At 74.0% G+C, this 25,111-nt stretch carries 21 protein-coding genes; 13 read left to right on the forward strand and 8 right to left on the reverse strand.

Annotation, left to right across the window (positions count from 1 at the left end):
• From JHAT_RS17450 to JHAT_RS17460, 3 genes are all read left to right on the forward strand, one after another.
• The coding region (locus tag JHAT_RS17450; protein ID WP_143660449.1) for a tetratricopeptide repeat protein at positions 1-1,195 on the forward strand (1,195 nt) is incomplete at its 5' end.
• Between the two features lie 113 nt (positions 1,196-1,308).
• Entirely contained in the window at positions 1,309-2,877 is a 1,569-nt protein-coding gene (locus JHAT_RS17455) for an NAD(P)/FAD-dependent oxidoreductase (protein ID WP_077799118.1), read from the forward strand.
• A gap of 82 nt (positions 2,878-2,959) precedes the next feature.
• Positions 2,960-3,151, forward strand: coding sequence for a DUF2795 domain-containing protein (locus JHAT_RS17460; RefSeq protein ID WP_077799119.1), 192 nt, complete (start codon positions 2,960-2,962; stop codon positions 3,149-3,151).
• A 19-nt stretch (positions 3,152-3,170) separates the two neighbouring features.
• On the opposite strand, the gene JHAT_RS17465 is transcribed toward JHAT_RS17460, so the two are convergent.
• Complete coding sequence (locus tag JHAT_RS17465; RefSeq protein ID WP_171990943.1) at positions 3,171-4,946, reverse strand: serine hydrolase domain-containing protein; 1,776 nt, start codon at positions 4,944-4,946, stop codon at positions 3,171-3,173.
• Between the two features lie 344 nt (positions 4,947-5,290).
• Between JHAT_RS17465 and JHAT_RS17470 the strand changes: the two genes are divergently transcribed.
• From JHAT_RS17470 to JHAT_RS17490, 5 genes are all read left to right on the forward strand, one after another.
• Positions 5,291-6,790 carry an acyl-CoA synthetase gene (locus tag JHAT_RS17470; RefSeq protein ID WP_077799121.1) on the forward strand — a complete coding sequence of 500 codons (1,500 nt, stop codon included), beginning with the start codon at positions 5,291-5,293 and terminating at the stop codon, positions 6,788-6,790.
• Positions 6,791-6,846: 56 nt separating this feature from the next.
• Complete coding sequence (locus JHAT_RS17475) at positions 6,847-7,686, forward strand: alpha/beta fold hydrolase (protein WP_077799198.1); 840 nt, start codon at positions 6,847-6,849, stop codon at positions 7,684-7,686.
• Between the two features lie 143 nt (positions 7,687-7,829).
• A complete protein-coding gene (locus JHAT_RS17480; RefSeq protein WP_043377340.1) occupies positions 7,830-8,072 on the forward strand; it encodes a DUF397 domain-containing protein in 243 nt (80 codons plus the stop codon).
• A gap of 160 nt (positions 8,073-8,232) precedes the next feature.
• A complete protein-coding gene (locus JHAT_RS17485; RefSeq protein ID WP_077799122.1) occupies positions 8,233-9,135 on the forward strand; it encodes a universal stress protein in 903 nt (300 codons plus the stop codon).
• A 106-nt stretch (positions 9,136-9,241) separates the two neighbouring features.
• Positions 9,242-9,739: a hypothetical protein gene (locus JHAT_RS17490; RefSeq protein WP_077799123.1), complete on the forward strand. Its 498-nt coding sequence runs from the start codon at positions 9,242-9,244 to the stop codon at positions 9,737-9,739.
• Between the two features lie 8 nt (positions 9,740-9,747).
• On the opposite strand, the gene JHAT_RS17495 is transcribed toward JHAT_RS17490, so the two are convergent.
• Entirely contained in the window at positions 9,748-11,724 is a 1,977-nt protein-coding gene (locus JHAT_RS17495) for an N-acetylmuramoyl-L-alanine amidase (protein WP_077799124.1), read from the reverse strand.
• Between the two features lie 263 nt (positions 11,725-11,987).
• A complete protein-coding gene (locus JHAT_RS17500) occupies positions 11,988-13,130 on the reverse strand; it encodes an aminoglycoside phosphotransferase family protein (RefSeq protein WP_077799125.1) in 1,143 nt (380 codons plus the stop codon).
• A gap of 281 nt (positions 13,131-13,411) precedes the next feature.
• On the opposite strand from JHAT_RS17500, the gene JHAT_RS17505 reads away from it, so the two are divergent.
• Positions 13,412-14,920 carry a hypothetical protein gene (locus JHAT_RS17505; RefSeq protein WP_077799126.1) on the forward strand — a complete coding sequence of 503 codons (1,509 nt, stop codon included), beginning with the start codon at positions 13,412-13,414 and terminating at the stop codon, positions 14,918-14,920.
• A gap of 15 nt (positions 14,921-14,935) precedes the next feature.
• Here JHAT_RS17505 and JHAT_RS17510 read toward each other — a convergent pair whose 3' ends face one another.
• From JHAT_RS17510 to JHAT_RS17525, 4 genes are all read right to left on the reverse strand, one after another.
• Positions 14,936-16,267, reverse strand: a complete 1,332-nt coding sequence (locus JHAT_RS17510; protein ID WP_077799127.1) for a PAS domain-containing protein — start codon at positions 16,265-16,267, stop codon at positions 14,936-14,938.
• A gap of 249 nt (positions 16,268-16,516) precedes the next feature.
• Complete coding sequence (locus JHAT_RS17515) at positions 16,517-17,560, reverse strand: Gfo/Idh/MocA family protein (protein ID WP_077799128.1); 1,044 nt, start codon at positions 17,558-17,560, stop codon at positions 16,517-16,519.
• A 106-nt stretch (positions 17,561-17,666) separates the two neighbouring features.
• The gene (locus tag JHAT_RS17520) at positions 17,667-18,761 is read right to left on the reverse strand and encodes a chemotaxis protein (protein WP_077799129.1); all 1,095 of its coding nucleotides are present in this window, start codon (positions 18,759-18,761) and stop codon (positions 17,667-17,669) included.
• A gap of 88 nt (positions 18,762-18,849) precedes the next feature.
• Positions 18,850-20,436: an alpha/beta hydrolase gene (locus tag JHAT_RS17525; RefSeq protein WP_077799130.1), complete on the reverse strand. Its 1,587-nt coding sequence runs from the start codon at positions 20,434-20,436 to the stop codon at positions 18,850-18,852.
• Between the two features lie 258 nt (positions 20,437-20,694).
• Here JHAT_RS17525 and JHAT_RS17530 point away from each other — a divergent pair, with 258 nt between their 5' ends.
• Positions 20,695-21,387, forward strand: coding sequence for a chaplin (locus JHAT_RS17530; protein ID WP_077799131.1), 693 nt, complete (start codon positions 20,695-20,697; stop codon positions 21,385-21,387).
• A gap of 305 nt (positions 21,388-21,692) precedes the next feature.
• Here the strand turns inward: JHAT_RS17530 and JHAT_RS17535 are convergent, their stop codons facing one another.
• On the reverse strand, positions 21,693-22,133 hold the full coding sequence (locus JHAT_RS17535) for an SPW repeat protein (RefSeq protein ID WP_077799132.1): 441 nt from the start codon (positions 22,131-22,133) through the stop codon (positions 21,693-21,695).
• Positions 22,134-22,318: 185 nt separating this feature from the next.
• On the opposite strand from JHAT_RS17535, the gene JHAT_RS17540 reads away from it, so the two are divergent.
• The 3 genes from JHAT_RS17540 to JHAT_RS17550 all read left to right on the forward strand — a co-directional run bounded on the left by JHAT_RS17540 (position 22,319) and on the right by JHAT_RS17550 (position 25,108).
• Positions 22,319-22,525 carry a hypothetical protein gene (locus tag JHAT_RS17540; protein WP_077799133.1) on the forward strand — a complete coding sequence of 69 codons (207 nt, stop codon included), beginning with the start codon at positions 22,319-22,321 and terminating at the stop codon, positions 22,523-22,525.
• 151 nt (positions 22,526-22,676) lie between these two features.
• Positions 22,677-23,999 carry an aldehyde dehydrogenase family protein gene (locus tag JHAT_RS17545; protein WP_077799134.1) on the forward strand — a complete coding sequence of 441 codons (1,323 nt, stop codon included), beginning with the start codon at positions 22,677-22,679 and terminating at the stop codon, positions 23,997-23,999.
• Positions 24,000-24,217: 218 nt separating this feature from the next.
• Entirely contained in the window at positions 24,218-25,108 is an 891-nt protein-coding gene (locus tag JHAT_RS17550) for a glycoside hydrolase family 19 protein (protein ID WP_077799135.1), read from the forward strand.
• Positions 25,109-25,111 lie beyond the last annotated feature (3 nt).

Below are 25,111 nucleotides of genomic sequence, written 5' to 3' on the forward strand. Positions count from 1 at the left end.
CACGGCCCCCGGGCCCGAGGCGGCGGCACCCGCCCCCGGCGAGCGGCCCGCCCCGACGCCGACGGCCCTGACCGCGCTGGCCGAACGGCACGGCGCCGCACTGGGCCTCGGCCGGCTCGGCCGCTGGACGGAGGCGGCGAGGCTGCACCGGGCCGTGGCCGGCGAACGCGAGCGCCTGCTGGGCCCCGACCACCCCGACACCCTCGCCAGCCGCTACGAGATCGCCTTCACCCTCAGCCGCACCGGCCGCGCCGCCGACGCGCTGCGCGCGTACAAACGCGTGGCCGAGGCCCGGATCCGGGTGCTGGGCGCCGACCACGCCGACACGCTCGCCGCGCGCCAGGAGATGGCGTACGTCCTGGGCAGGCTGGGCCGGTACGCCGACGCCCACCAGGTCTACACGGCCGTGCTCGCCGCCCGGGAGCGCACCATGGGCGCCGATCACCCCGACACCCTGCGCTGCCGCCACAACCTCGCCTTCAACCTCGGCCGGCTCGGCCGACCCGAGGACGCCCACCGCATGGCCCGCGAGGTCGCCGAGGCCCGCGCCCGGGTCCTCGGACCCGAACATCCCGACACCCTGGTCACCCGCTACGAGGTGGCCTACGCGCTCGGCCGGCTCGGCCGCTGGCGGGAAGCCCTGGAGACCTACCGCGAGGTCGTCGACGCGCGCACCCGGGCCCTCGGCCCGGACCACCCCGACACCCTCGCCGCCCGCTACGAGTCGGGCATCTGCCTGGGCCGCCTCGGACGCAGCGCCGAGGCGCTGGCGCTGTACGCCGCGCTGATCGGCGACCGCACCCGCGTCCAGGGCCCCGAGCACCCCGAGACCCTGCGCGCCCGGCACGGCCTCGGGGTCAACCTCGGACGCCTCGGCCGCTGGGAGGAGGCGCTCACGACGGCGCGCGAGGTCCGGGCGATCCGCGAGCGCGTCCTCGGGCCCGACCACCCCGACACCCTGGTCAGCCGCCGGGAGGTCGCCGTGGGCCTCGGCTGGCTGGGCCGCTGGTCCGCCGCCCTGGCCGAGTACCGCGAGGTCGCGGCCGCCCGTGAACGCGTCCTCGGGCCCGACCACCCCGACACCCTCGCCAGCCGCGACGACGAGGCGCACTGCCTGGAGCAGCTGGGCCGGGTGCCGGAGGCGGTGGAACTCCACCGCAGGGCGGCGGTCCTCCGGCGCGCCGGATCCGGCTGAGCCGCCCGCCGCCCGCCGTGAGCGCGCGGACACCGCCCGCCCGTGAGCGCGCGGACGCCGGCCGCCCCGGTCCACCCCTGGCACCCCGGGATCACCTCGTGCTACCAAGAGCCATGACCCCACCCCGCGCATCCCGCACCTACGACGCCGTCATCGTCGGCGGCGGCCACAACGGGCTGGTCGCCGCCGCCTACCTGGCCCGCGCCGGGCGCTCCGTGCTGGTGCTGGAGAGGCTCGGCCACACCGGGGGCGCGGCCGTGTCCACCCGGCCGTTCGCCGGCCTCGACGCACGGCTGTCCCGGTACTCGTACCTGGTCAGCCTGCTGCCCCGGAAGATCGTGCGGGACCTCGGCCTCGGCTTCCGGGTACGCGGCCGCACCGTCTCCTCGTACACGCCGGTCCACCGGGACGGCCGGCCCACCGGGCTGCTCGTCGGCGGGGGCGAGCGGCGCACCCGGGAGTCGTTCGCCGCGCTCACCGGCTCGGAGCGGGAGTACGAGTCCTGGCAGAGGTTCTACGGCATGACCGGCCAGGTCGCCCAGCGGGTCTTCCCGACCCTCACCGAGCCGCTGCCCACCCGGGAGGAGCTGCGCCGCCGGGTCGACGACGAGGACGCCTGGCGGGCGCTGTTCGAGGAGCCGATCGGCGTCGCGATCGAGGCGCACTTCGCGGACGACCTGGTGCGGGGCGTGGCCCTCACCGACGCGCTGATCGGCACCTTCGCCGACGCCCACGACCCCGCCCTGAGCCAGAACCGCTGCTTCCTGTACCACGTGATCGGCGGCGGCACCGGCGCCTGGGACGTGCCGGTCGGCGGCATGGGCGCCCTCACCGACGCGCTGGCCGACGCGGCCCGCGCCGCGGGTGCCGTGCTCGCCACCGGGCACGAGGCGGTGCGCGTCGACACGGATGGAAAGGCGGCCGAGGTCACCTACCGGTCGGCCGACGGCGAGGGCGTCGCCGCCGCGCGCCACGTCCTGGTGAACGCCTCCCCGCGGGAGCTGGCGGCCCTGACCGGCCAGGCGCCGCCCCCGCCCGCCGAGGGCGCCCAGCTCAAGGTGAACATGCTGCTCGAGCGCCTGCCGGCGCTGCGCGACCCCGCGGTCGACCCGCGCGAGGCCTTCGCGGGGACCTTCCACATCGCGGAGGGCTACGAGCAGCTGGCCACCGCGTACGCCCGGGCCGCGGCCGGTGACCTGCCCGCCGTCCCGCCTTCGGAGATCTACTGCCATTCGCTGACCGACCCCACGATCCTCGCCCCCGACCTCGCCGAGCGGGGCCTGCACACCCTCACCCTCTTCGGTCTCCACGCCCCTGCCCGGCTCTTCGCCCGGGACAACGACGCCGTCCGCGAGGAACTGCTGAGGTCGACCCTCGCCCAGCTCGACGCCCACCTGGCCGAACCCCTCGCGGACTGCCTGGCGACCGACGCCGAGGGACGGCCCTGCATCGAGGCGAGATCACCGCTGGACCTGGACCGCGACCTCAGGCTGCCCGGCGGCCACATCTTCCACCGCGAGCTGTCCTGGCCCCACGCGGCCGAGGGCACCGGCCGCTGGGGAGTGGAGACGGACCAGGACAACGTCCTGCTGTGCGGGGCGGGGGCGGTGCGCGGAGGCGGGGTCAGCGGGGTGCCGGGACACAACGCCGCGATGGCCGTGCTGGAGCGGACCGGGGGGTGACCGGCGCATGCGCGGGTCCGGGCCGGGTACCACGACATGACGGAAATACCGTGCGCATCACCAGCACGACAAGGAGTCTGCCATGGCGGACCTCAGCCCCATCGACCTGCAGAAGGCCCTCAGCGGCATCGACTACCCGGCGGACAAGAAGGCGCTCGTCGACTGCGCCCGCAGGAACGGGGCGGACGACAAGGTCGTCAGCCGTCTCGACGGCCTGAAGGAGAACAGCTTCGACGGACCGAACGAGGTGCAGAAGGCCGTGTTCAACGGGTAGCGGCCCCTCGTGGCCTGCCCTAGTCGGCCGACGGCGTCCATCCCGCCGCCTCGATCCGCGCCGCGTCCGCCGGGCGCGCGTCGTCGAACAGGACGCCGCCGGCCGCCTGGACGCGCAGCCCGTCGACGTACGCCCCGCGGCCCACGTACAGCCGGTCGGTCGTGTACCGCCAGCGCAGGACCAGCCCGCGGGCGGCCGGGAGGTCCGCCGCCAGGCGGTGCCACACGCGCCCCGACCAGCCGCCGACCGAGCCCGCCGGACGCGTCCGGGGCTCCTCGCCGCGGCGCGTGGTCGTGAAGGGGACGGGCCGCCACGTGGCGCCGCCGTCCGTGGTGGCCTCCAGGGCGAGCACGTCCGCCCCGGGCTCGGTGTCCCACCACAGGGCGCAGTGCAGCCGCGCCTCCCCGGCGGACGTGTCCAGCGCGGGCAGGGCGAGCGTCGCCGACGCGGAACTCGCCGTCCCCGAGAACCAGGCGGTGCGTCCGTGCGCCGGGCGGACGGGCACGGCGCGCGCCAGGTTCGTGCCGGCCGCCACCCGGGGAGCCGACCCTGAGCGCCAACTGCGCACCGGGTGGACCGAGTTGCCCAGCACGACGAGGAACGAGTCGGTCGTCGGGTCGAGCACCAGGGAGGTGCCTGTGAAGCCGGTGTGCCCGGCGGTGCGCGGCGTGGCCATCGCGCCCATGTACCAGTGCTGGTAGAGCTCGAAGCCCAGGCCGTGCTCGTCGCCGGGGAAGGCGGTGTTGAAGTCGGTGAACATCAGCTCCACCGACTCCTGCCGCAGGATGCGCGCCCGCCCGTAGGACCCGCCGTTGAGCAGCGTGCGGCCCAGCACCGCCAGGTCCCACGCGCAGGAGAACACCCCCGCGTGGCCGGCGACCCCGCCGAGACTGAAGGCGTTCTCGTCGTGCACCTCGCCCCACACCAGCCCCCGGTCGAGGCCGGACCAGGGGCGGCGGGCGTCCTCCGTGGCCGCGATCTTCGGCCGCCAGGAGGCGGGCGGGTTGTAGCGGGTGCGGCGCAGGCCGAGCGGGGCGGTGATCTCCTCGCGCAGCAGGACGTCCAGGGTGCGGCCCGTGACCTTCTCCAGCACCAGCTGGAGCGAGATCATGTTCAGGTCCGAGTAGAGGTACGCGGTGCCGGGCGGGCTGACCGGAGCCTCGTCGTGGACGAGCCGGATCTTCTCCTCGTACGTCGGCGCGTTGTACAGCGGGATCCAGGCCCGGAACCCGGAGGTGTGGGTGAGCAGCTGACGGATCGTCACTTCCTGCTTGCCCGCGCGTCCGAACTCCGGCAGGTACGAGGCGACCGGCGCCCGAAGGTCCAGCGCGCCCCGCTCCATCTGCTGCACGGCCAGGAGCGAGGTGAACAGCTTGGAGATCGACGCGAGGTCGAACACCGTGTCCTCGGCCATCGGGATCTGCTGCCCGGCCGGGAACTCGATCCCGGTGTCGGTCTTCTCGTCGTACGCCCGGTAGCGCACCGCCATGCCGATCGGCTCGTGCAGCGCCACCGTGCCGCCGCGCCCGGCGAGCAGCACGGCGCCCGCGTACCAGGGGTGCTCGGGAGAGGGGGCGAGGAACGCCTCGGCGTCGGTGACCAGTTGCCGCAGATGGCCGCGGAGCAGCCCGGCGCGCTCCGCCGAGCCGCGTTCGAGGGTGGGGCGGCGGGTCCTGTCCGCGACGGCCTCGGCGGGCCCGGCCGCGAGCGGGGCGATCGCCAGCGCCCCGCCCAGCGCCAGGGCGCCGGCGCCCAGTTGCCGCCGCGTGAATCCGCTCGTCCCCTGACCGGCCATCGAAGAGCCTCCCGCCACCGAAGCTGAAAGTATCTTTCCCGGATCGCCGTGCGGGGTGAAACTTTCCTGTCAGCGGCGGATCGTGTCAATGGGGCGTGCGAGACCCACGGGCCGCGGCCCGCCCGGCGGGTCACCGGACCGGCCGCGGGACGGTGCCGCTCGGCGCTCGCGCACCCGGACGACCCGCAGCGCGGGCGGCGCCGGAACGTCCCCGCTCGCAGAAGCGGGACGAGACCCCCGGCCGGACGATCGGTGCGTGAGCGTGTCAGTGGCATGACGGCATGAGCCGGGGCGTCACCCGCACACGTCTTGACCCGCCCCCCGTACCGGCCGAGGATCATGCCATGACGCCCGGACACCGCAGCACGGTCGACGGGGTGCTGCGGCGCAGCGCCCGACGCACCCCCGCGCGCGTCGCGGTGGAGTACCGCGACCGCTCCTGGACGTACGAGGAACTCGACACCGCGGTCTCCCGCGCGGCGAGCGTCCTGCGGGACCAGGGGCTCGCCCCCGGCGACCGGGTCGCCGCCTACGGGCACAACTCGGACGCCTACCTGATCGCCTTCCTCGCCTGCGCCCGCGCGGGCCTCGTGCACGTCCCGGTCAACCAGAACCTCACCGGCGACGACCTCGCCTACCTCGTGGGCCAGTCCGGCAGCGCCCTCGTCCTCACCGACCCGGACCTCGCCGGCCGCCTCCCCGACGGCGTACGCACCCTGCCACTGCGCGACGCCGACGGCTGTCTGCTCGACCGGCTGGCCACGGCACCCGCCCACGACGGTCCCGAGCCGGACGGCGAGGACCTGGTGCAGCTGCTCTACACCTCGGGCACCACCGCGCTGCCCAAGGGCGCGATGATGACGCACCGGGCCCTGGTGCACGAGTACCTCAGCGCCATCACCGCCCTGGACCTCGGCGCCGGCGACCGCCCCGCGCACGCGCTGCCCCTCTACCACTCGGCGCAGACGCACGTCTTCCTGCTGCCCTACCTCGCCGTCGGCGCGACCAACATCATCCTGGACGCACCGGACGGCGACCGCCTCTTCGACCTGATCGAGGCCGGCCGCGTGGACAGCCTGTTCGCACCGCCCACGGTCTGGATCGGCCTCGCGAACCGCGCCGACTTCGCCACCCGCGACCTCGACGGCCTCCGCAAGGCCTACTACGGCGCGTCGATCATGCCCGTGCCCGTCCTGGAGCGGCTGCGCGAACGCCTCCCGCACCTCGCCTTCTACAACTGCTTCGGCCAGAGCGAGATCGGCCCCCTCGCCACCGTCCTCGGCCCCGACGAGCACGAGGGCCGCATGGACTCCTGCGGCCGGCCCGTCCTGTTCGTCGACGCGCGCGTGGTCGACGAGGACGGCAAGGACGTGCCCGACGGCACCCCCGGCGAAGTCGTCTACCGTTCCCCGCAGTTGTGCGAGGGCTACTGGGACAGGCCCGAGGAGACCGAGGCGGCCTTCCGCGGCGGCTGGTTCCACTCCGGCGACCTCGCGGTCCGGGACGCCGACGGCTACCTCACCATCGTCGACCGGGTGAAGGACGTCATCAACTCCGGCGGCGTCCTGGTCGCCTCCCGCCAGGTCGAGGACGCCCTCTACACCCACGAGGCCGTCGCCGAGGCCGCCGTGGTCGGCCTGCCCGACGAACGCTGGATCGAGGCCGTCACGGCGGTCGTCGTCCGCCGCGGCGAGGTCACCGAGGACGAACTGATCGCCCACACCCGCGAGAAGCTGCCCGCCTTCAAGGCCCCCAAGCGCGTCCTGTTCGTGGACGCCCTGCCGCGCAACGCCAGCGGCAAGATCCTCAAGCGAGAACTCCGGGACCGCTTCGCCGGTTCCTAGGGCCCGGTACGACAACTCCGTTGCACCCGCCGCGGCCGACGGCCATGATCGGCGTCGTGCCGACCTTCACCGCGTACGACGGAACCGAACTCGCCTACCATGTCCGGGGCGACGGGGACCCGCTGATCGTCCTGCCGGGCGGGCCCATGCGCGCCTCCGCCTACCTGGGGGACCTCGGCGGCCTGACGGCCCACCGCCGGCTCGTCCTCCTCGACCTGCGCGGCACCGGCGACTCCGCGGTGCCCGACGACCCCGCGACGTACCGCTGCGACCGGCTCGTGGACGACGTGGAGGCCCTCCGCGTCCACCTCGGCCCGGAGAGCGTGGACGTCCTCGCCCACTCGGCGGGCGGCAGCCTCGCCCTGCTGTACGCCGCCCGCCACCCGGCACGCGTCCGGCGGCTCGTCCTGGTCACCGCCACACCGTGGGCGCTGGGCAGGCCGGCGACGGCCGAGGACCGGCTCGAGGCGGCGCTGCTGCGCAAGGACGAACCCTGGTTCGAAGAGGCGTACGAGCCCTTCCGGGCCTGGCTGGCGGGAACCCGCGACTTCGATCCCGTGTTCCTCCCCTTCTTCCACGGCCGCTGGGACGACACCGCCCGCGCCCACGTGTCCCGGGACGAGCAGCAGACCAACGAGGAGGCCGCCGAGGTCTACCTGTCCCCGGACGCCTTCGACCCGCCCGCCACCCGGGCGGCCCTCGCCCGTTGCGCCGCCCGGGTGCTCGTCCTCGCCGGCGAGGTCGACGGCGGCCCCCGCCCGGAACTCGCCCGCCGCTGCGCCGACGTCTTCCCGCACGCCGAGGTCGCGGTGCAGCCGGGCGCCGCGCACTACCCGTGGCTGGACGACCCGCAGTGGTTCGTCCGCAGGGTCGCCGCCTTCCTCGGGCACGCCTGAGACGGGGGAGGCCCGGGGTTCCCGAGGGTCGCCCGGGAACCCCGGCGCCGATCTTCCGAAAGGCGCGCCCCGCACGGCCTGTCGGCGGTCCCACCCGCTCGCTAGGCTGGCCCGCGGACGACGAGACCGGGAGGAGCACGGACGTGGCCGAGAGCACCACCCACCAGCGCCCGCTCATGGGCTGGGACAAGCCGGAGCTGGATCTCAGCAACGCGCAGTGGCAGTCCAGCAGCCGAGGACTGGGGGATGTCCAGATCGCCTTCGTCGAGGGGTTCATCGCCATGCGGAACAGCGGCAGCCCGGAGAGCCCCTCCCTGATCTTCACCCCCGCGGAGTGGGGCGCGTTCGTGTCGGGAGCGCGGGAAGGGGAGTTCGACCTCACCTGATCCCGGGCGCGGAGTGCGCCGGCCGGAGACCGTCCGGCCGATCCGGGGGTGTTCCACCCGATTTTCCGGACACGCGACCGTGAGCGCCCCGTCGCGGCCGACGCCTGAGCGAGGCTGACGCCACGAGGGGGAAGATCGTCCCTCCGGAGGTGAGGAACCCATGAGCACCCTGCCGGTCATCGCGGCGGTCGACGGTTCGCAGGACAGCCTGCGCGCACTGGACTGGGCCGTCGACGCGGCCCGCGGGCGCGCGGCGCCGCTGCGGGTGGTGCACGTGCGGCAGCACGCCGCCCGGGCACGGGGCGGCGTACCGGTCCCCGGCCCACCGGACACCGGTGAGGACCCGGTGCTCGAGGAGGCCCGCGCCCGTCTGCGGGACCGGGCCGACACGCCGGAGACGGAGTACCTCGGCGTGGAGGGCGCACCGGCCGCCGTACTGCCGGAACTGGGCGCCGACGCCCAGCTGCTGGTGCTCGGCTCCCGCGGCCGCGGCGGATTCGCCAGCCTGCTGCTCGGCTCCAACGGTCTGGCCGCCGCCCGCGACGCCCGGTGCCCCGTCGTCGTGGTGCCCCGCCCCGGCCGTGAGGTGCACGGCGCGCCACCGGCCGAGCCCGGCCCGCGGGTGGTCGTCGGCCTGCACGTGGACAGCCCCGACGACGCGGTGCTGTCCTTCGCCTTCGCCGAGGCCGCGCGGCGCGGCGCCCGCCTCCAGGTCGTGGCCGCCCACCCGTGGCCGGTGCAGTCCTGGGCCGCCGCCGGCCAGGCGGTGCCCCTCGTGATCGACGAGGTCTCCGTCAAGAGCGAGACCCGCGTTCTGGCCGACGGCCTCCTCGCGCCCCACCGCGGACGTCACCACGACGTCCGCGCCGACGCGTACGTCGTGGCCGGTGACGCCGCGGGGCACCTCGTCGCGGCCTCCCGGGACGCCGAACTGGTCGTCGTCGGCCGCCACCGCCGGCGCCTGCTGGCCCCCGCCCGCATGATGGGCTCGGTCACCCACGCCGTCCTGCTGCACGCCGCGTCCCCGGTCGCGGTGGTGCCGCCCGCCCCGCCGCGGGAATGACCCCGCACGCCCCCCGGGGGAACCGGCCGCGGCCGGTCGCCGCCTCCCGCGACCCCGACGCCCGCCCGCACTCCGTTCAGGGGGCCCGGCCACGTACCATGGCGGCATGTCGTTCCTCCGCCGCCGCAGCGCCACGCCCGCCGGGCCCGACTTCGACGTACTGGCCATGGACCCCGGTGACTGGCCCGGGAACCTGGGCGCCGGGCTCCTCCCCGCGCCCGACGGCAGCTGCCAGGGTGTCTTCCTGCGCTACGACCTGTTCGGCGGACGCGGCCCCGCGATGATCATCGGCAATCTGCCGGAGGGCTCCCCGGCCCGCGACGTCCCCGAGGGGGAGATCCCCTTCGAGGTGGCCCAGCTGCTGCTGGCCCTGGAGAACGACGAGGAGATCACGGTCGTCGGCACCGAGGACGTGCCGGTCATGCAGGGCGACAACCTGCTGATCGTGCGCCGCCTCAAACTCTCCGAGAGCCGGATCTCCTGCGTGCAGTTCGACCGCAGCGACAACGTCCTGGTGACCATCGCCGCCTGGGACCGTCCCATCACCGACGACCTGTACGCCCTGCTGAAGCCGCTCCCGGCGGAGCTTTTCCAGCAGGGCTGAGCAGGCCGCTACCGCGCGGTCGTGAGCGTGACGTCCGCGGCACGCACGTACGCGACCCGGTGGCCGTACTGGATCTCGTAGTACCGGTCCCGGCCGGTCACCACCCGGTGGGACGCCTCGTCGAAGGTGACCGCGTAGTAGTACTCGCCCGGCACCTCGTCGCCCACCACGTACGCCTGCCCCTTCGGCAGCGTGTACCGCAGCGGTGACACCGCCTGCGCGGGCACACCCGCCGGGTAGGCGGCGCTCTCCGGGTACGCACGTCCGTACACCGGGACGCTCTCCAGACCGGCGCGCGGGGTGACCAGCCGGCCCGAGGCCGGTACCGCCGCCGGGTGCTTCTTCGGATCGTGGAACCAGGCCTTCTGGCCCAGGTACCAGATGGCCGTCCAGTCGCCCCACCGGTCGGCCACCGCGAACTGCTGGCCCGTGGAGACCCGCGATGACAGGTCGTTCACCCCGGTCGTCGGGGTGGTGCCGAGACCCACGTCCTCGACCAGGGGCGCGTTCACGTCGTGGTCGGTGTACAGCCGCACCTCGCTGGAACCGTGCGCAGGGCAGGGCGTGCCCGCGGCCGTGCAGCCGGTGTACTCCGGGCGGTTCGTGTCGTAGTCGGGGCGGATCGTCACCAGCTGCGCCTTCTTGCCGGCGGTCGGCTCGATCGGGCGGCCCAGCAGCTGGAAGTAGTGCCGCCAGTCCCAGTACGGGCCCGGGTCGGTGTGCATCCCGGGGACGGTCGAGGCGGTCGGGCCGGGCACGTTGTCGTGGCCCAGGATGTGCTGCCGGTCCAGCGGGATGTCGTACTTCCCGGCCAGGTACTTCACCAGCCGCGCCGACGACCGGTACATCGCCTCCGTGTACCAGGCGTCCGGGTCCGCGAGGAAGCCCTCGTGCTCCAGGCCGACGGAGTTCGCGTTGACGTACCAGTTGCCCGCGTGCCAGGCCACGTCCTTGGCCTTCACGTGCTGTGCGATGTGGCCGTCGGTGGAGCGCAGCGTGTAGTTCCAGGAGACGTAGGTCGGGTCCTGCACCATGTTCAGGACGCCGTTCCAGGTGCCCTCCGTGTCGTGCACGACGATGTACCGGATGCGCTGGGAGGCGGGACGGTTCCCCAGGTCGTGGTTGCCGTAGTCGCCGTCCCCGAACTCCTCGTACGGTGCCGGGATCCACTCGCAGGACACCGACGCCGGGCACTCGGTGCCGGCCGAGGCGGCGGCGCGCAGACCGGTGTGCGCCAGCTGCGCCGTGTCGGGGACCACGTCGGGGCGGGCGGCCAGCGTGATCCGCTGCCCGGCGTCCGTGGTCCGCCGCTCGCCGGCACGGATCACCCCGTACACGTCGTCGGCGTACGCCGCCGCCGTGGCGGAGTCGTCGGCGCCCGAGAAGCGGGCCACCGCCCCGTACCAGTCCGCCGGGTCCTCGCTGAGCGGCTCGCCCAGCTCCCGCTGTGCGGCGGCCAGCAGCGCGGCACCGCCCGACACGTTCGCGGCCGGGTCGGTGCGCAGCGCGTCCGGGCTCAGCCCGGTCAGCTCGGCCGCCCTGCGCAGCGTGGTCAGCCGGGCCGGCAGCCCGTTGGTCGCGGGGGGAGTCGCCTCGCGCGTGCGCCGCGGGGCGCGGGCGTCGTCGCCACGCGGATCCTCGGTGCCCCCACCGTGGTGCGAGGCCCCGGCCAGCGCGGTGCGGGCGTCGGTGAGGTGCATGGGGCCGTAACCGCCGGTCACGCTCGGGGCGCCGCCGTGCGCGTCCCAGCGGGACTGCAGATAGGAGACGCCGAGCAGGACGGACTGCGGCACGTGGTACTCGGCCGCCGCGGCGGCGAACGCCCGCTGGAGGCGGTCCGGGGCGGGCGGTGCGGCCGGCCCGGCGACGGACGGGGCCGCACCGAGCAGCGGCAGCAGCAGCGCCGCCGCGGCCAGGGCACCTGCCGTCGTACGGACGCGTCTGCCGCCGGGGGCGGGCTCGGGAACGGTGGCGGATCCTCGCAAAGCGGCCTCCTGTGACGGTCGGGCGTGGCGGGGTGTGCGGGGCCGGGCGTGGGGTCAGTGGTACCCGGCGGTCCGACGATCCGTCAATCATGCCGACATTGCGGCGATTTCCCACGTCAACAGGGCTCCGGCGAGTTTCGTGGCGGCGGCTCACCGGCCTGCGGGGCGTCAGTGGAGTACACCAATGGCCCTCGCCGAAAGACCCGGACACACCAAGTCCGCGGTGTCCCCTTCCCGGGCGGCACCGCGGATTCCCGTCCTCGTCAGCGCGTGCCGACCGCCGCGCGCACGGCCCGCCGGGCCAGCTGGCAGTCGTCGTGCAGCCGCCGCAGCAGCAGCCGCTGCTCCTCCCCGGAGGGCACGGCGCCCGTGGGGGCCGCCGTCGGGGTCACCGGAGCCGTCTCCTGCATCGACCGCTGCACGGCCGTCTCGTACGTACGGATCTCGCGGGTCAGCACGAGCATCAGGTTCACCAGGAAGGCGTCGCGCGCCGCGGGCCCCTGCGACTGGGCGAGCTGACTGATCTGACGGCGGGCCACCGGGGCGTCACCGAGCACCGACCACAGGGTCGCCAGGTCGTAGCCCGGCAGGTACCAGCCGGCGTGTTCCCAGTCCACCAGCACCGGACCGGCCGGTGACATCAGGATGTTGGACAGCAGCGCGTCGCCGTGGCAGAACTGGCCCATGCCCTGGCGCCCGGCGGTGTGGGCGATGCCGTGCAGCAGCTTCTGCAGGTCGCCCAGGTCCCGGTCGGTGAGCAGTCCGAGCTCGTGGTACCGGGAGATCCGTGCCGCGTAGTCCAGCGGGGCGTCGAAGGTCCCGGCCGGCGGCCGCCAGGTGTTGAGCCGGCAGAGCGCGCCGAGCGCCGCCCTGATGTCCGCCCGCGGCGGCACCTCCAGCGGGTGCCGCCGCAGTGCCGCGGGCCGTCCCGGCATCCGCTCGATCACCAGCGTGCCGTTGTCCGGATCCGCCGCGATCAGTCTCGGCACCCGCACCGGCGGGCGGTGCCGGACGAACGAGCGGTATGCCGCTATTTCGTGCCGGACCCGCTCGGCCCAGGCGGGGGAGTGGTCCAGTAAACACTTGGCGACGGCCGTGCTGCGTCCGGTCATACCGACCAGGAGGACGGACCGCCCGCTGCGGCGCAGCACCTGCACCGGGGCGAACTCCGGGCAGATCCGGTGCACGGAGGCGATCGCCGTGCGCAGCTGGGCGCCCTGGGCGCCGGACAGGTCGATTCTGCCGCTGAGCGGCTGCGTGCCGGCTCCCGCGCCGCGCCGCGCCCTGCCCGCCCCGAGCACCGGGGCCGCCGGACGCGCGGGGGCGAGGTAGGGGCCGCCGCCCGCCGCCGGGCGGGGGTGGAGCGATCGCTGCGGGGCGGACACGGAGGACGATGCTGCGTACATGGGCGAGACAGATCCCTTCGTGTGCCTGCTGTGCCTGCCTGGAGGCGGTGCCCGCCGCAGCGGGCGCGCCCTCCGAAAAGCCTTCGCGCTACCCGCCCGGCCGCCGGGGGCCACCCTGGGGAGTACCCCCCGCGGCGACCGGGTCGGGGTGGCGCATTCCTACCTGACACCCGCCCGCCCGTGGCACACCATCTGGCGCACCCTGGCGAACGGTGGCGAATAGTCGCCCGGCAACCCGCGCGGGGCTACTGTCAACTCAGCCGAGAACCTGGGGGCTTGACGTGAGCGGAGAACCCAACACCCGTCTTTCGGACCTGTTCGGCCTGGCCGGCTGGTCCAAGGGCGAACTCGCGAGGCTGGTCAACCGGCAGGCGGCGGCCATGGGCCACCCCCAGCTGGCGACCGACACCTCGCGGGTACGGCGGTGGATCGACATGGGAGAGATCCCGCGCGATCCGGTGCCACGGGTGCTGGCGGCTCTGTTCACCGAGCGTCTCGGCCGTGTCGTGACCATCGAGGACCTCGGTCTGGTCCGGCACGGGCGCGCGGGGAAACGGCAGGGCGGCGGGAGCGAGGAACATCCCGACGGAGTGCCGTGGGCGCCCGAGCGGACAGCGGCGGTCCTCACCGAATTCACGGGAATGGACCTCATGCTCAACCGACGCGGCTTGGTGGGCGCGGGCGCCGCGCTCGCCGCGGGATCCGCACTCAGCAGCGCCATGCACGACTGGCTGCACACCGACCCTGCCCTGACTGCCGACGCACCCCACGTCACCGATCCCCTGCGCGCCGACCCCGCCGGGTACGACCGCTACGAGGCCGCCCCCATCGGGTCGGAGGAGGTCGAGGAACTGGAGCGTTCGGTCGAGGTGTTCCGCGCCTGGGACGCCGCCCGTGGCGGCGGACTCCAGCGCAAGGCGGTCGTGGGCCAGCTCAACGAGGTGGGCGGCATCCTCGCCTACCACCATCCGCCCCACCTGCAACGGCGCCTGTGGGGCGTGGCGGCCAACCTCGCCGTCCTCGCGGGCTGGATGTCGCACGACGTCGGCCTGGAGCCCACGGCCCAGAAGTACTTCGTCATCGCCGCGCACGCCGCGAGGGAGGGCGGCGACCGGCCCCGGGCCGGCGAGGCACTGTCCCGGGCCGCCCGTCAGATGGTGCACCTGGGCCGGCCCGACGACGCGCTGGACCTGATGAAGCTCGCCCAGTCCGGCTCCGGCGAGCAGGTGCTGCCCCGGACCAGGGCGATGTTCCACACGATCGAGGCCTGGGCGCAGGCGTCCATGGGCAAGGGCCAGGCGATGCGCCGGACCCTCGGCCGGGCGGAGGACCTGTTCGTCTCCGACAGGAGCGACGTGCCGCCGCCGAGTTGGATGCAGTTGTTCAACGAGGCCGACCTGTACGGCATGCAGGCGCTGGCCTACCGCACGCTCGCGGAGTTCGAGCCGGGCGCCGCCACGCACGCCCGGCACTACGCGGACAAGGCGCTGGCGCTGCGGGTCGACGCACAGGAACGGTCGAAGATCTTCGACCACCTCTCCATGGCGTCCGCCTGCTTCATCGCCGACGATCCGGAGCAGGCGGCCGGGTACGCGCGCCTGGCACTGGTGTCGATGGGGTCCAACTCCTCGCGCCGCACCTGGGACCGGCTGCGCCAGATGTACCGGCTCACCGCCCAGTACGCCGGCTATCCGAAGATCCGGGAACTGCGGGAGGAGATCGAACAGGCCCTGCCCAAGGGCAAGGCGTCCAAGGGCGGGGGAAGGGGTGGCGACATCGCCCGGGCGTAGCGGGCGGCGCGTGCGCTACGCCGTCACCCGGGCGACCAGCACACAGGCGCCGTCAGGCCGGCCGGCCGGGCCGGGCCCACCGAGCGCCTCCGTCGCGAGCCGTACGCCGTCCCGCGCCGAGCGCGCCCCGGTCAGCCGGGGGGCCAGGGCGAGGAGGCGGTGCAGGGCCGTCGGCGCGAGTCCGCCGGTGTGCAGGAGCAGCAGGTCGCCGGCCTCGAGCCGCGTCTCGGCGCCCTCGTCCAGCTCACGCCCCGTCCCGTCGCGGAACAGCAGCGGGGCGGGGCCCCGGGCGTGCGCCCAGGTGAGGGTGCGGGTGCCGGGGCGGTAGCCGCAGTACACGGCGGCGTGCACGGGCGGCAGGGTGGTGGACTCCAGTAACCCGGTGAGCCGGTCCGGCAGTTCGCCGATCCGCGTACCCCCGGTCGCCAGGCCGCGCAGGGCGCCGATCACCAGGGCCGGCGCCGACGCCACGTCGGTGTCCGTGCCCGCGAGGGCGCCCACGCTGAGCAGCGTCTCGTCGCCGGCCAGGGGGCACGCGTCGTACCAGCCGCCGCCGCGGGGCGCGCCGACGGGCGCCGCCGGACACCCGGCGGCCAGGTCGAGGCCGGGCCGTCCCCGGTCCGGGAACCGCAGGAGGGCGTGCCAGGGCGGCGGCACGGCCTCCTGCGGTTCCACCACGGCCCGTCGCCCACCGTCCGCGTCCCGCGGGTGGCGGTGGAGCGAGTCACGGGTCTCGCTCACCACCCGCTGGCTGCGGCGCAGTTCGCCGACGTCCCGCAGCACCGCCCACATCGAGGCGGTGCTGCCGTCGGCGTCGAGCACGGGCTCGCCCATCATGTGCACGGTCCGTACGGTGCCGTCGGGGTGCACGACGCGGAACTCCCCGTCGACGGGCCGGGCGTCGACGAGACAGTCCGTGACCATCGCGGTGAGCTTCGGCCGGTCCTCGGCGAGCACCAGGGACGGCAGTTCGTCGAGGCTGAGCGGGGCGGTGGCCGGGTCGAGGCCGAGGATCCGGAAGAGCTCACCGGACCAGTCGGCCTCGTCGGTCAGCAGGTTCCACTCGGCGCTGCCGACCCGGCTGAGCAGCGATCCGGTCCGCGGCGCGGGGTCCGGGCCGTCCCGCAGTTGCGCCAAGTGCTCGTCGACGTCCGTGAGCTGGTGGAGGGCCAGGTCGCACAGGGCGCGCTGCCAGCGTCCCCGCGGATCCGCCGCGTCGTGCCGGGTGCCCCGCCGTACGGCGTCCACGTCGCCCCGCAGCCGCCGCGTCTGCGAGATCAGTGCCTCGACCGGGCCGCCGCCCGGTGGCTGGGCGGCTGGACGGTCCGCGGAGAGGGGGGACGACATGACGCGCTCCGATGTGCAGACGGTACGACCGAGGCGGATCCGGGGGGTGGCGGAAGGACCGCTACGACTGTCGCACAGCCCGCGGCGCCCTGTAAGAGGTTTGGCAACACCCGATACGGTGGTGCTCCTGGCATATGCCAGGGTCTTCCCGAAGTGGCGTCCGCACACGGTCGGCGTACGTCCGTGGCGCTCCAAGTCGTAGTGTTCCTACGCCACTTGGGGTCCACCGGCCCCCGGGGGCGTCGTCGCTCAGGTGTTCGTCGTACCCCTGTTCCCGTCCGGGGTGTGCAGTGCCGGGCGAGGCGCCGTCACGATCGCGGTGCGCGCCCCTGTCTCCAGGGCCCGGACGCCGGCTTCGGCGACCACGGAGGCGGCGTACCCGTCCCAGGTGCTCGCCCCGGTGACCCGCCCCTGCCGGGTGGCGTCCACCCACTCCTGCACCTCGCGGTCGTAGGCGTCCGCGAACCGCACGAGGTAGTCCTGCGGCACCTCCTCCCGGGCGCCGCCCGCCGCCGTCACCACCATGGTGTGCGCCTCCCCGATGCGGGCACTGCCCGCCTCGCAGACGGCCTCGCAACGGACCTCGTAGCCGAAACCGCAGTTGACGAAGACCTCCACGTCCACCAGTGCGCCCCGCTCGGTCTCGAAGAGCACGAACTGCGGATCGAGCAGCCCCTCGGGCGCGCCCGAGGACGGCCGGGGCCGCAGGACGGTCACCGCGGTCAGCTCCTCGCCCAGCAGCCAGCGGGCGGCGTCGATCTCGTGCGAGACGGAGCTGTTGACCAGCATCGCGGAGGTGAAGTGCGGCGGGGAGGACACGTTGCGGTGCACGCAGTGCAGCATCAGCGGCCGGCCCAGCCGCCCGCCGTCCAGCAGGGACTTCAACCGCCGGTACTCGGCGTCGTACCGCCGCATGAAGCCGATCTGCGCCAGCCTGCGGCCGAGCCGCGCCTCCGCCTCCACCACGCGCAGCGCGCCCGCCGGATCCGGCACCATCGGCTTCTCGCACAGCACCGGCAGGCCGCGGGCGAAGGCGGCCAGCAGCGCCTCCTCGTGCGCCTCGCCCGGCGAGGCGATCAGGACGGCCTCGACGCCGGGCGCGTCGAGCGCGGCCTCGGCGTCCGTGCGCACGACCACCCCGTCGATCCCGGCCACGGCCTCACGCGCCCGTTCGGCGTCGGGGTCCGCGACGGCGGCGACCCTGGCGCCGCTCACCACCCTGTCGAGGCGCCGTATGTGATCGGCGCCCATGTGCCCCGCGCCCAGGACCGCCACACCCAGAAGACCGCTCACGCTCCGCCCGCCCCTTCCCTGTCCGCCGCGCACCCGCGAGGGCGGATGCGTGTACGACGAACAGGGTTTCACGGTCGTCAAGGCCCCGCGGGGCGCGGCGACGGCGTCAGTACCGCAGCACCCCCGCGATGCCGTCCACGTCGTTCAGCGCACCGTCCGGCACGAACCGGACGTCGGCGCCCGTCTCCAGGCACTGCTCGACGATCTCGTCCACGATGTCCTCGCGGGCGTCGAGATCGCCGCTGTCGGCGGGCATCAGGTGGTCGCCGTCGTTCCGCATCGTCACCCGGAAGTTCTCCTCGACGGCGAGCAGCCGGACCCGCCCGGTGTGCGCGCTCTCCCACAGCTCGTCGACGCCCGCCGCGAAGTCCTTGCGCCCGCGGGCCGCCTCCAGCTCCCTGGCCACGGCTTCGACGGCGCCGCGCGCCTCGTCGTCGAGCACCGGCCGCACCGCCTGCCGCACGGCCTCGGCGGTGCCGTGGGCGAGGCCGCCGTGCGGGACGAGCACCGCGTTCGCCGTGATCGTTCCGGCCTCCTGGAACAGCGACAGCGCGGCCTCGGGTCCGGTGACGTACAGCGGCCGGGGACGGGCGCGCAGCACCTTGTCCATCGCGGCGGAGGCCTCGCGCAGGAACCGGCGGACGCCCTCGTCGCGGAAGGTGCTCGGCGCGTCGCCGATCTGCTCCTGGCGTTCGGGGTCGAATTCCTCCGGCGCCCGGTCCATCGGGAAGCCGCCGGCGCGCTCCTCGACGACCCGGTCCCCGCCGCCGTTCCACAGCGTGACGCGGTCCGCGGCGACCGACAGCACCCAGAACGGCCGCTCGGCGGCCTGCGCGGCGACGAGGTTGCGGGTCAGGAAGGTGTCCGAGAGCACGACGCGCTCGGGCACGGGACGGGCCAGCGTCCAGACCTGGTGCTCGCCGGGGGCGGCGAAGATCGCCAGACCGTCCTCGGCGTGCGTGAGATCGACTTCGGCGAGGGCCCGGTCCAGTTCCCGCACGACGTCGAGGCGCCGTTCCCGGGTGACGGCCGGATCGTCCTCCAGCTGTTTCCTGGCCTCGGCGATCGCGTTGCGCAGCCGGACCGCGTCCTGGGCGTTGTCCGGTTCGCGGCGGTGCGTCGGCGTCAGCACGGACACCGCCGGGTACGGGCGGGGCCGGCGCAGCTCGGCAAGGGCGGCGGGACTCAGATCGTGCTCCATGCCAGCACCATAGAGCGATCGGGCGTATCGGGCATTCGGGGCAGTCCGTGTACACCGGGGGGCCTCGTCGGTGCCCCGTGGCGACGGCTCAGTGCTCCTCGTCCTCGGGGCCGCAGGAACTGCCGTCGGGCGGCAGGGAGCCGTACAGCAGGAAGTCGTCGATCTTGCGGTGGACGCAGTCGGAGGACGCGTAACCGGTGTGGCCCTCTCCCCTGTTGTCGAGCACCACCGCCGAGGGGCCGAGCCGCTCGGCCGTCTCCACGGTCCAGCGGTACGGCGTCGCCGGATCACCGCGGGTGCCGACCAGCAGCATCTTCGCGGTGTCGACGTCCTTCACGTCCTCGCGTATGTAGTCGGTGCCCTTCGGGCGGCCGTAGCACATCAACACCTGGGTGAGCCGGTAGCGCCCGAAGACCGGCGAGGCCTCCTCGTACCGCTCGCGCAGCCGTCCCAGGGACCGGACGACCTGCTCGGCGGTGGGGCGGTCGGGGTCGTCCGCGCAGTTGACGGCCATCAGGGCCGCCGGCAGGTTGTCCATGGGGATGTCCTCCTCGTCGGTGAGGCCGCCGCCGTCCGCACGGCTCTCCCCGCGGACGGGGAAGGTGACGCCGCCGGACGCGAAGTGCTCCAGACCGCGGGTGTCGCCGTCCTCCACCAGCTGCGCGAGGGCGCGCTCCAGCGAGGGCCACAGTTCCCGGCTGTAGAGCGCCTGCCCGATGGCGCCCACCATGTCCTCCCCGGAGAACGACTCGCCGAAGGCCGTCGGCACCGGGTCCGCGTCGAGCGAGCCCACGAGCTGGACGACCTGGCGGCGTGCGTCCCGGGCGTCCTGCCCGAACGGGCAGGCGATGTCCTCGACGCACCAGTCGAGGAAGTTCTCCAGCGCGGTCTGCTGCCCCCGTGCGCCGGCCAGCCCCTGTTCGGCCAGCGGTTCCGTCAGCGTGTCCACGCCGTCCAGGACCATCCGGCCCACCTTGTCGGGGAACTGCGCGGCGTAGACCGAACCCAGTCGGGTGCCGTAGGAGAAGCCGAGGTAGTCGAGCCGGTCGTCGCCGAGCGCCGCGCGCATCACGTCCATGTCCCGGGCGACGTTCACCGTTCCCATGTGGGGCAGCACGGGCCCCGAGTGCTTCGCGCACGCGGCGGCCGCGTCGCGCAGCCGGCGGAGCACGGACCGCGGGTCGCCGATCTCCTCGTCCCCGTCCGTCGCCTCGACGATCTCGCCGATGGCGGGGCCGCAGGTGACCGGCGAGGACCGGCCGACGCCGCGGGGGTCGAACGACACCACGTCGTAGCCGTTGGTCAGGTGCATGAAGTCCTTGCCCCCGGCGGACAGTTCACCGACGCCCGAACCGCCCGGTCCGCCGAAGTTCAGCAGCACCGAGCCCCGTGAGCGACCGGTCGCCCGGTACCGGGCGAGGGCCAGGTCGAGGGTTCCGCCCCCGGGGCGGTCGTAGTCGAGGGGGACGGTGACCTTCCCGCACTGCAGGTCCTTCGGCACCTCCATGCCCTCGCACGCCGACCATCTGATCTTCTGGTCGTAGAAACGCGACAGGCCGGGGCCGGTGTCGTCCGCGGTCGCGGCGGGCAGCCCCGCGCCCAGCAGGGCCAACCCGAGCGCCCCGGTGACCGCGCAACGCCGGACCGAGGACCGAGTCGACAGCTTGGCCAGCATCGATGCCTCCCGGGCGCCCCGTCGAGAACCCGTCGCCGGCGCCCTCGCTCACCATAGACGGGCCCCGCGGCCCGCGCCTCCGGGCGCTTTCGCCGGGCGTGCGGGGCCTGCGCGGGCGTGCGGACACCGTGCCGCTCGTTCGACAAACCGCCCACTCGATGGGGTGAAAGACCGATAAGCCATAACTCGGATGGTGCGCCCGCGTTTTAACCGGTGCGGGCGAGCGCCCGCGACAATGTCTGGAAGGCAGGGAACCTCATGCGAAGGGTTACCCGAAACGGTGTGTTCGCTGTCGCGGCCTCCGGCGCGCTGGCCGTGACGATGCCGGCGTACGCGGCGTTCGCGTCCGACGGTGCCGTCGCGGACGGCTCCGCGAGCGGTTCGCCCGGGGTGATCTCCGGCAACACCGTGCAGATCCCCGTGGACGTCCCGGTGAACGTGTGCGGGAACACGGTGAACGTGGTCGGGCTCCTCAACCCGGCCGTGGGCAACAGCTGCGCCAACACCGGTACGGGCGGGACGGCGCACGCGGGGACGGACGCCTCGCCCGGCACCCCCGGTGGCGGCGCCGTGGCCGAGGGGAAGGCGGAGGGCTCCCCGGGCGTGCTCTCCGGCAACACGGTGCAGCTGCCGGTCCACGCGCCGGTGAACGTCAGCGGCAACAGCGTGAACGTGGTCGGCATCGGCAACCCGGCCGTCGGCAACGAGTCGACGAACACCTCCGGCGACCGTTCCGAGGAACCGCGTCAGCCGGCGAAGCCGACGTCCGACGTCCCCGCCGAGGAGCGTGCGCAGCCCCAGTCGTCCCCGCACACGGCACCGCCGCGGGCCGTGGCGTCCCTCGCCCACACGGGCGCGGACGCGACCCTGCCCGCCCTCGCGGGCGGCGCCGCGCTCGTCCTGGGCGGAGCGGTCCTCTACCGGCGTTTCCGTCCGGGGGCCGGGAGCTGACCGGGACGGACGTCCGTCCCGGTCTCCCGTCGGCGGGAGGGGCCGCGGTGCCCGGCCCGCCGGGGTGAGGCGGCCGGTGCGGGCCCGCGGGCCGTGCCCCTCCTCCGGCCTCCCGGCCCGCGACACCCCGGTGCCCGGTCGCGTCGGGGGCCTCGTGCGGCCCCGGGCGCGCCCTCCGCGGTGAGGTGTACGCGAGTCGGCGAGGGCGCGTGCGAACCGGTGAGGACGCACGAGTGCGGCGCGCCGGGTCCGGCGCGCCGCATCGAGCTGTCCGGTCCGTCCTTTCCGTGCCGGGCCTCGCGGAGCTATCGCCGGTGGGCGCTCCTCGCCGCCGTGGCTGCGCAGACCGTGCCCAGGGCCAGCGTCAGGGCGCCGATGATGATGTTGTTCCAGATGACGCCGGCGTCCGGGTTCCTGCCGACGATCCACGGCGAAATGATCATCCACAGGCCCATGGCGCACATGGCCCCGCTGAGGCCGTACATGCGCTCAGGGGCCCGGGTGAACCCGAGGGCGAGCAGGCCGATCGCGATTCCGATGATCAGGTTGTGGGCGACGAGCGCGGGCTGGCTCGTGGTGAAGTGGAGTATCCACGGGGACACGGCACAGTACAGGCCGAGCAGGAACACCGGTCCGTCCACGAGTGCCACGTCGCGACCGTCGAGCACACGGGCGTAGCGCGCCTGCATCTCCGGTGCGTCGGGGTGGCTGGTGATGTCACCTCTGCTGTGCGAGACGTTGGCCATGAGTCGTCTCCTTCGACTTGCCGGGCCGACCACGTCAGACGTGGTGCGGTAGCGCCTTATGTCACCCATTCTGCCCTTATTTCACCCTTATGTGTAGAGATGGGTGGCCTGTACGCGCCTCTTACATGTCTCCCCGGATCGCGGGCATCCGCAGGAGTGCGCGAGCGATCGACCGATCCGAGGGAATGGTGGAGGTGGTGACCGTCATGGGTGCGAAGGTGTTGGAACGGTTTCCGGCGGGGTCTCCGCGCGGGTCGTGGCCGGCGGAGGAGTTCGCGGCGCGACGCCGCGCCGAGGGCGAGCCCGCCACCGTCGTGATGGATCTGGAGACGGACGCCTTCCTGGTGGTGGTGCCGGCCCGCGACGAGGACGGGGTGCGGGCCGACGCTTGAGCACCGCACGCGAGTGACGGTGGGTGACGGAGCGCACGGAACGGAATCCTGGGGCGGGAATGTATTTCGCTACCTGAAATGTTGGTGAATGCATCTACATGGCGGCCGTCGTCGGCCGCCGTCCCCCCGCGTCACACACCAACGAGGCACCGTGAACCACCCCGCCCCCGAGCGGCCGGCCGACATCCTGGCCCGGCTGCGCGCCACCTTCCGCACCGGCCGCACCAAGCCCGTCGAGTGGCGCACCGCGCAGCTGGGCCGGCTGCGTGCACTCCTCACGGAGAACGGCCCGGACCTCGAGGCCGCGCTCCACGCCGACCTGGGCAAGAGCGCCGCCGAGGCGCAGCGCACCGAGATCGGCTTCACCGTGCGCGAGATCGACCACACCCTCGAGCACCTCGCCGACTGGCTGCGTCCCGAGCCCGCGCCCGTCCCGGCCCACCTCGGCACCGACGCGACCGCCTGGACCCAGTACGACCCCCTGGGCGTCGTCCTCGTCATCGCGCCCTGGAACTACCCCGCGCAACTGCTGCTCACCCCGCTGGCCGGCGCCCTGGCCGCGGGCAACGCGGTGGTCGCCAAGCCGAGCGAGCTGGCCCCCGCCACCTCCGCCGTGCTGGCCCGGCTGCTGCCGGCCTACCTCGACCCCGAGGCCGTCGCCGTCGTCGAGGGCGGGGTGCCCGAGACCACGGCCCTGCTCGCCGAGCGCTTCGACCACATCTTCTACACCGGCAACGGCACCGTCGGCCGCATCGTCATGCGCGCCGCGGCCGAGCACCTCACCCCGGTCACCCTCGAACTCGGCGGCAAATCTCCGGCGTTCGTCGACCGCGACACGGACCTCGACGTCGTCGCCGCCCGGCTGGCGGCCGGCAAGTTCCTGAACGCCGGGCAGACCTGCGTGGCCCCCGACTACGTGCTGACCGACCCGGAGACCGCCGCGGCCCTGGAACCCGCGCTGGCCCGCGCCGTCGAGGCCCTGTACGGCGACGACCCGGCGAACGCGCCGGAGTACGGCCGGATCGTCGACGAACGGCACTTCGACCGGCTCACGGCGCTGCTCGACTCGGGCCGGGTGGTCGTGGGCGGCACCGGCGACCGGGCGGCGAAGTACATCGCGCCGACCGTGCTGGCCGACGTCGCGCCCGAGTCGCCGGTGATGAGCGAGGAGATCTTCGGCCCGATCCTGCCGATCGTCACCGTCCCCGGGCTCGACGAGGCCATCGCCTTCGTCGACGACCGGGACAAGCCGCTCGCCCTCTACGTCTTCACCGAGTCCGCCGAGACCCGGGAGCGGTTCGCCGCGGAGACGTCGTCCGGCGCGCTCGGCAGCGGACTTCCGCTCGCCCATCTCACCGTCTCCGACCTGCCGTTCGGCGGTGTGGGGGAGAGCGGCACGGGCAGCTACCACGGCCGGTACTCCCTCGAGACGTTCAGCCACCGCAAGGCCGTCCTCGACAAGCCGCTGGGCTGACCGGACGCCACCGTTTCCCCGACCCGGCCTGAACCAGGCCGGGTTGAGGTGGTCTACACCCTTGACTGGTACAGACCAAAGCGGTTGAGTATGCCTCCACACCCCCCACCACGGCCGCCCCCACGCCCGGCCGGTCCGACCGGCACGCCCGGACAAGGTCCGGCTCCCCCCTGCCCTTCTCGCGGGGAACGGCCGTGCTTCGCAAAGGAGGCAGACCCGTGCCGAAGCGCCGTATCTCCGCCGCCCTGACCGTGCTGGCCCTCGCGGGCGCCGTGCCCGCCGTCCTGCCGGCCACCGAGGCGTCCGCCGCCGCGTGTTCGAGCTACCCGAACTGGACGGCCGGAAGGTCCTACAACGCCGGCGACATCGTCCGCTACACCGACGGCAGGGCCTACATCGCCGAGCACGCCAACCCGGGCTACGACCCGGTCATCAGCACCTGGTACTGGGAGCCGTACGCCTGCGACGGCGGCTCGCAGACGCCGGTCGGGAACTTCGTCGTCAGCGAGGCCCAGTTCAACCAGATGTTCCCGGGCCGGAGTTCCTTCTACACCTACAGCGGCCTCACCGCCGCGCTCGCCGCCTACCCGGGCTTCGCCAACACCGGCAGCGACACGACGAAGAAGCGGGAGGCCGCCGCCTTCCTCGCCAACGTCAGCCACGAGACCGGCGGCCTCGTGCACGTCGTCGAGCAGAACACCGCCAACTACCCGCACTACTGCGACTGGAGCCAGCCCTACGGCTGCCCGGCCGGCCAGGCCGCCTACTACGGGCGCGGTCCGATCCAGCTCAGCTGGAACTTCAACTACAAGGCCGCGGGCGACGCGTTGGGCATCGACCTGCTGAACAACCCCTGGCTGGTGCAGAACGACGCGGCCGTCGCCTGGAAGACCGGCCTGTGGTACTGGAACACCCAGTCCGGGCCGGGCACCATGACCCCGCACAACGCCATGGTCAACGGGGCCGGTTTCGGTCAGACGATCCGCTCCATCAACGGTTCCCTGGAGTGCGACGGCAGGAATCCCGCGCAGGTCCAGAGCCGGGTCGCCGCGTACCAGCGGTTCAGCCAGATCCTCGGCGTCGATCCGGGCGGCAATCTGTACTGTTGAGCC

This window comes from Streptomyces sp. JHA26 (genome assembly GCF_002005565.1).
Lineage (GTDB): Bacteria > Actinomycetota > Actinomycetes > Streptomycetales > Streptomycetaceae > Streptomyces.

What these genes read in the sequence shown, in the direction of transcription:
- JHAT_RS17455 (WP_077799118.1), top strand. Translation starts at nt 1,309, where the DNA reads ATGACCCCACCCCGCGCATCCCGCACCTACGACGCCGTCATCGTCGGC.
- JHAT_RS17460 (WP_077799119.1), top strand. Translation starts at nt 2,960, where the DNA reads ATGGCGGACCTCAGCCCCATCGACCTGCAGAAGGCCCTCAGCGGCATC.
- JHAT_RS17465 (WP_171990943.1), bottom strand. Translation starts at nt 4,946, where the DNA reads ATGGCCGGTCAGGGGACGAGCGGATTCACGCGGCGGCAACTGGGCGCC.
- JHAT_RS17470 (WP_077799121.1), top strand. Translation starts at nt 5,291, where the DNA reads ATGACGCCCGGACACCGCAGCACGGTCGACGGGGTGCTGCGGCGCAGC.
- JHAT_RS17485 (WP_077799122.1), top strand. Translation starts at nt 8,233, where the DNA reads ATGAGCACCCTGCCGGTCATCGCGGCGGTCGACGGTTCGCAGGACAGC.
- JHAT_RS17490 (WP_077799123.1), top strand. Translation starts at nt 9,242, where the DNA reads ATGTCGTTCCTCCGCCGCCGCAGCGCCACGCCCGCCGGGCCCGACTTC.
- JHAT_RS17500 (WP_077799125.1), bottom strand. Translation starts at nt 13,130, where the DNA reads ATGTACGCAGCATCGTCCTCCGTGTCCGCCCCGCAGCGATCGCTCCAC.
- JHAT_RS17510 (WP_077799127.1), bottom strand. Translation starts at nt 16,267, where the DNA reads ATGTCGTCCCCCCTCTCCGCGGACCGTCCAGCCGCCCAGCCACCGGGC.
- JHAT_RS17520 (WP_077799129.1), bottom strand. Translation starts at nt 18,761, where the DNA reads ATGGAGCACGATCTGAGTCCCGCCGCCCTTGCCGAGCTGCGCCGGCCC.
- JHAT_RS17525 (WP_077799130.1), bottom strand. Translation starts at nt 20,436, where the DNA reads ATGCTGGCCAAGCTGTCGACTCGGTCCTCGGTCCGGCGTTGCGCGGTC.
- JHAT_RS17530 (WP_077799131.1), top strand. Translation starts at nt 20,695, where the DNA reads ATGCGAAGGGTTACCCGAAACGGTGTGTTCGCTGTCGCGGCCTCCGGC.
- JHAT_RS17535 (WP_077799132.1), bottom strand. Translation starts at nt 22,133, where the DNA reads ATGGCCAACGTCTCGCACAGCAGAGGTGACATCACCAGCCACCCCGAC.
- JHAT_RS17540 (WP_077799133.1), top strand. Translation starts at nt 22,319, where the DNA reads ATGGTGGAGGTGGTGACCGTCATGGGTGCGAAGGTGTTGGAACGGTTT.